The organism is Bacillus sp. FSL K6-3312 (genome assembly GCF_038007485.1).
In the GTDB taxonomy this organism is placed as follows: domain Bacteria; phylum Bacillota; class Bacilli; order Bacillales; family Bacillaceae; genus Bacillus; species Bacillus pumilus.
In genome coordinates, this window is sequence record NZ_JBBOXI010000003.1 from 1 (window position 1) to 7,063 (window position 7,063).

The 7,063-nt window shown below is 35.7% G+C and carries 5 protein-coding genes; 3 read left to right on the forward strand and 2 right to left on the reverse strand.

The genetic code is table 11. From position 1 onward, the window contains the following. Positions 1–145 precede the first annotated feature (145 nt). From MHI11_RS20820 to MHI11_RS20830, 3 genes are all read left to right on the forward strand, one after another. Entirely contained in the window at positions 146–1,186 is a 1,041-nt protein-coding gene (locus MHI11_RS20820) for a protein rep (protein WP_340913957.1), read from the forward strand. Positions 1,187–1,497: 311 nt separating this feature from the next. Next, positions 1,498–1,947, forward strand: a complete 450-nt coding sequence (locus MHI11_RS20825) for a hypothetical protein (RefSeq protein ID WP_340913956.1) — start codon at positions 1,498–1,500, stop codon at positions 1,945–1,947. 84 nt (positions 1,948–2,031) lie between these two features. Further along, a complete protein-coding gene (locus MHI11_RS20830; RefSeq protein WP_216927889.1) occupies positions 2,032–2,535 on the forward strand; it encodes a hypothetical protein in 504 nt (167 codons plus the stop codon). Between the two features lie 249 nt (positions 2,536–2,784). Here the strand turns inward: MHI11_RS20830 and MHI11_RS20835 are convergent, their stop codons facing one another. Together MHI11_RS20835 and MHI11_RS20840 are read right to left on the reverse strand one after the other, a co-directional pair. After that, complete coding sequence (locus MHI11_RS20835) at positions 2,785–3,351, reverse strand: DUF3967 domain-containing protein (protein ID WP_216927890.1); 567 nt, start codon at positions 3,349–3,351, stop codon at positions 2,785–2,787. 1,193 nt (positions 3,352–4,544) lie between these two features. Next, the gene (locus MHI11_RS20840; RefSeq protein WP_216927891.1) at positions 4,545–5,648 is read right to left on the reverse strand and encodes a Rap family tetratricopeptide repeat protein; all 1,104 of its coding nucleotides are present in this window, start codon (positions 5,646–5,648) and stop codon (positions 4,545–4,547) included. Between the last annotated feature and the right edge of the window lie 1,415 nt (positions 5,649–7,063).

Below are 7,063 nucleotides of genomic sequence, written 5' to 3' on the forward strand. Positions count from 1 at the left end.
CTGTCATTTTGAAAAAGTGCGATAAATCCAGTCGTGTCAAGGCTTTAAAGACATTTTGACAGCACAAAACTCCATCTGCTATTATTAAGGTGTCGAATCTTAAATAATAGAATGCTAGATAACTAGCGTCAGAAGGAGTTTTTTTATGTGTAATACATACAATTTTGGTGATTTCAATTCAGATTATACCATCCTTGAGGACAAAACCGCAACAGGAAAAAAGCGGGATTGGCGAGGAAAAAAGATGAAATCGTCACTTATTTCTGCTCATTATGAGGCGTTGGAAAAGCGCACTGGCTCTCCTTATTTTCTGAAAAAAGCTGAAAAAGTCTGTGATTGTGCGGAATATCTTGTGTTTAAGAGAGACAGAAAAACGGGCAAGTTAAAGCTAGCTCAAGCCTATTTTTGTAAAGTGAGGTTATGCTCTATGTGTGCGTGGCGAAGGTCGTTAAAAATTGCGAGTCATAATAAATTGATCGTCGAAGAAGCAAACAGACAATATAAGCCCGCATGGATATTTCTTACGTTGACAGTGAAAAATGTTGAGGGCGATGATTTAAAACAAACGATTACTGATATGATGCAAGGCTTTAGAAAGCTGTTTCAATACAAAAAAGTGAAAACTGGAACACTTGGTTTTTTCAGAGCTTTAGAAATTACAAAAAATCATGAAGAGAATACATATCATCCTCATTTTCATGTATTAATTCCAGTGAAAAGAAGTTATTTCACAGGTAAAAGCTATATCAAACAAGCAGAGTGGACAAGCTTTTGGAAACGTGCAATGAAATTGGATTATACACCAATCGTACACGTGCAGCGTGTCAAAGGAAAAAAGGGAATCGATGCGGAAGCAATTGAAAAAGAAGTGCGTAAAGAAATGGAAGAGCAAAAAGCCATTTTAGAGATTTCAAAGTATCCAGTGAAAGACACTGATGTGATACGTGGAAATGAAGTGACCGAGGAAAATTTGGATACGGTTTATTATTTGGATGATGCACTCAATGCTAGGCGGTTGATCGGCTACGGCGGGATCTTGAAAGATATTCATAAGGAACTGAATTTGACGGATGCGGAAGATGGAGATCTGATCAGAATTGAAGAAGATGATGATGAAGTGGCGAATGAGACATTTGAAGTCATGGCTCATTGGCATGTTGGGATCAAGAATTACATAATCACATAGAAAGCAGACCTATCATGGGTCTGCTTTCTTTATGTCAATATGGCAGGTGAAATTTCTTTTTTGATTGCGGTGTCCGCAAGCGTTTTAAAAACTTTTACAATTAAGGTATTTTTAGCAAATATTATGTTACGTTTTATTTCAAATAACTTTTGGGAGAGTGAAAGTTTATGAAAAAGTCTATTGTTGTTTTGGTAACCATTGGCTATATAATTTGAAATAATATTATTACTATTTTAACCTTTAAAGTAATTTTAAGGTTAAAATATCTCATTTAATGGTAGCATGGGTTTTGTTGAAGAAAAGAGGATGGAGTGATTAAAGTGAAGAAGAAATTCATATCATTTTTCTTATTGGTTTCACTAAGTGTTTTTGGAATTTCTGCTATTGCGCCTAGTTATGCTAGTGCTGCGGAAGCAAATCGTGAAAGTGTTGGTAACATAGGTAAAACAAATACATCTACCCTTCCTGTTGGAAATGATCCAACAATGAGTACAAAAGGAATTCCTTTTGGTAAACAAATTCTAGTCAAAGCATTAAGAGTAGGTGGCCCAGCTTTAGGGACTTTAATAAAGAAAATTCCTCATAAGTGGGCTCAAAAAGCTGGTGATGCTTGTAGTAAATGGTCACATAAAGCAGCTGATGTAATTGATCAGTTAACATCTTTCGGTGAAGCTAAAGTTACTGCGGCTTTAATGGCAGCTGGAATTCCTCCAGGTGACGCGCAATTAATCGCTAAAGTTGTTGTTTTCTTTTTGGTATAGATATTGAATATATTAATATTAAAGAAGAGAGTGAATAATATTATTCACTCTCTTCTTTAATATTTTTATAAGGAGAGATCAGGATTGGATTTGTTTGTAATTACTATGTTAATTTATTTATTTTTCTTTTCGTTGTTTTTCTTTTTTATGTATAGAGGCGAAAAAAGGGAAGCTGAAGAGAATAAAACAAATGAGGGATATGTGTTTTCCACATTTGTTGGTGCACTTTTGTTGTCTTTAATTCCTACAGCAGTAATTATGTTTATAGTTTTGATTGCTACAGGATCAATAAGTGTAATCGTTAAGTCATTAGGGTTAAATGTAGATTTCACTCAAATTATCATTGTGAGTTTAGCGTTAGTTTGTTATTCATTTACTCTTGACAATATATTTATTACAGTTGCAAAACATATAATGGGAGACAATATACTAAAGACTATTTTCGTTTCACTTTTTAGATTCTTATTTGTTTTCTTTGTTGGTGTTATATGTTCAATTGGTATTGCAGATAGTATCAAAATTTCTATCGGTTTAACTTTAGTTTGTTTTTTATTAGAATTTATTTCTACTGATAGACCTAAAGCATAGTTTTTAATAAATGTACGATTGGTGAATACTGATTTTTTTGTTTGAGCTGTTTTTTGCTAAATTTGAAGGTATGGCACGTTGGCAAGTTGGTATTGAAAATTACATAACAAATTAAAAAAGCAGGCTTATTTAGTCTGCTTTTTTGGTATGTCGTCTAATTCAAAACTTTTTCATGACACGCTTGACGGAAATCGAAAGATTTTAGCACTCACACAGGCGTGTGTATAAGTGCGCCATTTCATGGATAGTTTATCTCCAAAATTGCCACCACTTTTTTTGTTGAATAGCTACAAGTTGCTTTTTGGATTCTTGTATTTCCCTTATTGATTCCATTAGCATTTTATCTCGTTCTTCGAGTTTGGTATTTATGTATTCTTGTTGTTCTTGTTGCTTGTTTTCTATAATCGCAACATGTTTTCGCAATTCAGCAATCTCTTCTTTTTGATTACCAATAACTTGTATAGCTGCGTTCATTTGCTCGATTGCTATTTGAAGCTGTAAAGCGTAGTGATTTGGCTCGTTTTTTGATTGCTGTTGCGCTGTTGCGGTTGTTGTTGCGGTTACTTCTTCAAATTCAGTATTTCTTGCAATCATGCGGGATAAGCCCTCTTCGATGTCAGTTGCGGTTAGGTTGCGTTTGAACCCTTCCGCAATGAATCGCAACACTTCGATGGTCTCGGGTTTATAGCGTTTTTTTCTCCCTTCACCAACAGATGGAATATAATTTTCAAACCGATCTCTATAAAATCTTGCCGTGGATTCAGCAAGGTTTAATTGTTTTGCGATCTGTGTCATGGTTAATAATTTTTTTTCCAAATGAATCCCTCCCGATTTAGGGAATGGAATGTAAATTCCTTTTGATATAATTAGATATAAGTTTAAGAAATGCCTCTTTTAACTTTGTTTGAAAAGGAGAGCTATGTTACCAAACGAAAGGTAACGTTTTGCAAAAAAATCAGTCGCAACAAGGGTTCAATCATGGTGAATTAAGTTCGTGTTTGTTTTGTGTTGTTTCGGAAAAGTGTGCACACAAAAGGAGCGTTACTGTTTAAAAAATGGAGTGAAAAACATATGGCATGAGTCAACGGTAAGCGGAACGAAGTGAGCATTAAGGAGTTGACTCATTCACGAGACCCAAAGCCTATTGATTCAAACAAACCCCGTTTGTTTGCGCCCGCCGAAGGGGCATCCCCCGAAGATCGGGGGTAGGGGGTTTGAATATTTGCGATCCAACGGGCTGACCGTTGGCGGGTTTGGGCAGAGCCCGAAAAGAGTCACTAGGGAACCAGTGCCCACTTATGCACCTAAATAGGTGCTGTGGGTTTTCTCTCCGTTGAAAGCAGAATGCCAGGCATTGTACCGTTGGGAATTTTGGAAGAAGAATGGTATAATAGATTACTATCCTAATCCTTGTTAGTTTGGCGAAGGTGCGAAGCGAAAAGGCGGCGACAGTCGCCTGAGTGGCAACGAAAAGCGGAGCACCGAGAGCCAAACTAGAACCCCCCCATGCTAACAGGGGGGTACTACGGACAAAGAAAACTGTCAAAAATCAGTCATATCAATGGATTGAGCCGTTTTCGTTTTGAAACGATTTTAATTTGATGATAAGATGCATGATTAAATACATAAAAATACCGAGGCTGTAATTCTAAATGCCTCTGAGAGCGTTCAGATTCGATTCTGAGCGCTTTTATTTTTGTTCAGATATAAAAAGATGCAAACAAAGAAAAAACGCCTTATAGGGCGTTTAAATGTTTTTATGTTGGTCCTATTCCTTTTTCATAACAACTCATACGCCTACTACACCTCTTTCAGCGATTTTCTGATCTGTTTGAGTGTTTGAATAGATAGATGCTCCAGTGATCAATAGTGCCAGTATGGATAAGCTAACAATCCATTTCATGTTGGAAATACAGCCTTTTCAGCAATTTGTTGATCGTGATGAGTGCTTGAATAAACAGTTACTCCAGTGATCAATAGAGCTAGTATAGATAAGCTGACAATCCATTTCATTCTAACGCCTCCGTCATTTTTATGATTTCGTCTTTTGCAACAAGTGCTTGTTCATAATATTTAACGGCTTGCGTGATATTTCCTTTATTTTTCAAGTGATTGCCTATTTCTCGTGACAATTCGGCTATATCTGTCCATAGTCTTTTTTTCTCTAGGTACTTCATGGCGTGGTGAATATTGTTTATGTGACTATTGTTGTAAAGTGCATCTATTATCATGAGTTTTGCTCTGTATTCATCTTCGTTATTTTCCTCGGCTAGATTCCATGCTTTTTTGTACCAGACAAGAGCTTTATCAGTTTTTTCACTTTTAAAACAGACTTTGCTAAGCATGTAATATGTGCGGATGGTGTTCAATGATTCCCTGTGTTCTGGTATATCAATTGCTTTTAGTAAATGGCTTTCAGCTTGTAATAGATCACCACGTTTTTCATAACTGATACCGATATTGTAATGAGCTAAACTTTTGGTGTATGAATCCCCGATTTCATCTGATTTTTTAATGATGGTTGAATAATGTTGATCAGCTTTTTTATAACTCATTAATTCCATTTTGTTATGTGCTATTACCATTTCGCATTGGAGTTGTCTTGATATATATTGATCGTTGGATTTGAAGGAATTGAGTGCTTTTTCTGCGTGACTAAGTGAAAAGAAGTGCTGATCGATTTGGTAATAGACTATGGCAATTTTGTAGTGGAATTCGGCGTGTTCAATTTCGTCGGGGATTTTCTTTAGCTTATCTTCGGCAATTTTGTAAAAGTTGATCGCATCAATGTAATTCTTGTTGTGAAACTCAAATTGTCCGTTGAAAAAGTAAAAGTAGTATTGAATCATGTCGTCCGTCTTTTGAATATCTTCTTTTTTGATGGTTGTACGACTTTTGATTTTTAGTCGCTGCGCATCATCTATCAAAAGATTGTTTCTAAAATCCAAAAGGTTGAAATACAGGAGCAGGTCTTGATTTTGTTCCATGTGTGGAAGTATTCTTTTAATCTGTTCTTTTAACTGTATTGCTTCGTCTACTTTTCTTTTTTTAATTACCCCGTACCATTCATTCATCATGTTGGCGACTTCTTCGTATGCAATTGTTTTGGCCATCATCATCCCCACCCTTTTGCCTGTCGTAAATGTTTCTCTTTATCTTACAGATTTAGTAAATATTTAGAAAGTGAGAAATTCCCCAACAAAACCGATTCTTTTTACTTGTGTGCATGTGAATATGGATGCTGACAGCAATGACTTTTGGATGTACAGCTAGGGAGAATATGACCTGTTTTTTGCATGTTGTCATTGAAAATATCGGGTACAGTCACTTGGAAATAACACGTGAACTATTAGGTTTTTGATTAAACGTGATATTTCCACTGGTTACAGTCGGCAGGAACGCATAAATAGCAATGGCCAAGAAGGTCGGACTGATCGCCATGAAATGACCTTACTTGTTCTATGCTCTTCTGTTTGTCTCTTTTTCAATCCCACCATTTTTGTGGGCGGGTGACGGCAGTTGTATTTTGAATGCCAGGTTTAGTCAGGTTGCATAAAAAATAACGACTAGCTGAATGCTCTAGTCGTCAGAGATAGGTTATGATTCTTTAAGGTATGAATGTTTGTGAAAAAGAGTGAAAAAAATAAAAAAAATCTCCCCCTGAGGGGAAATTTTTTTTAGGACGCCGACCTTTTCATGATGAGGATGCCGAATTCCTCTAGTTAGGATGACAAGTGCTCTTTTTAGTATATGTTGATGCGTATATGTGGTGTGGATTTTTCTGAAATAAAAAGCAATCTGACGTTTTAAATCTGATTGCTTTTTATAAAAACGAAATTTATGGAGGTTGGTGAGTATTAACGATGGGGTTTCAATACTCACTCCAATATATGTGAGTTTGCTGAAGAGTGATCATTGAAAGATCGAGGTTATAAAAAATAATGATTTTGGTTAGAATTTTAATGGGGAACCTCCAACGCCAACGTTTCCGTGTGCGAAAAGGTCTTTAGGAGCCGGCACTTTGCTGACTCCTTTTTTGTTTGATTAAAATCAAATATTAAAAGCACCCTGAACATAAGCAGGATGCTTTTAATATTTGCGGGCTTTTTTTTATAACTTATGGCTGTTTTGGATTTTTTATTAAGAAAAACATTTTATGTTATTGGTTCTTAATGGGGAAAAGCAATCTGATTGTAAAATCAAATTGCTTTTTTATGAAACGAAGATTGATAATGGGGAGATCAAAATTCTTGTTATCATATGCTAGAATGTGGAAGAGTGATCATTGAAAGATTGATGTTATAAAAAATAGTCTATTTGGTTAGAATTTAAATGGGGGACCTTTCCTTCATGTCTGCAAGTAAAGAAAGATAAGATTGGGTTTATTTTTGAGGAGCTAGTATATTACTGGCTTCTTTTTTGTTTTTGGGTTTTTGGTTTTTAAAAAGATGGCGGTTTCGCCAGATTTTTAGGCGATTTTGACGGAGTCAGAATCGTGTCTTTTCTTATCTTGATACATATAGAAACA

What these genes read in the sequence shown, in the direction of transcription:
- MHI11_RS20820 (WP_340913957.1), top strand. Translation starts at nt 146, where the DNA reads ATGTGTAATACATACAATTTTGGTGATTTCAATTCAGATTATACCATC.
- MHI11_RS20840 (WP_216927891.1), bottom strand. Translation starts at nt 5,648, where the DNA reads ATGGCCAAAACAATTGCATACGAAGAAGTCGCCAACATGATGAATGAA.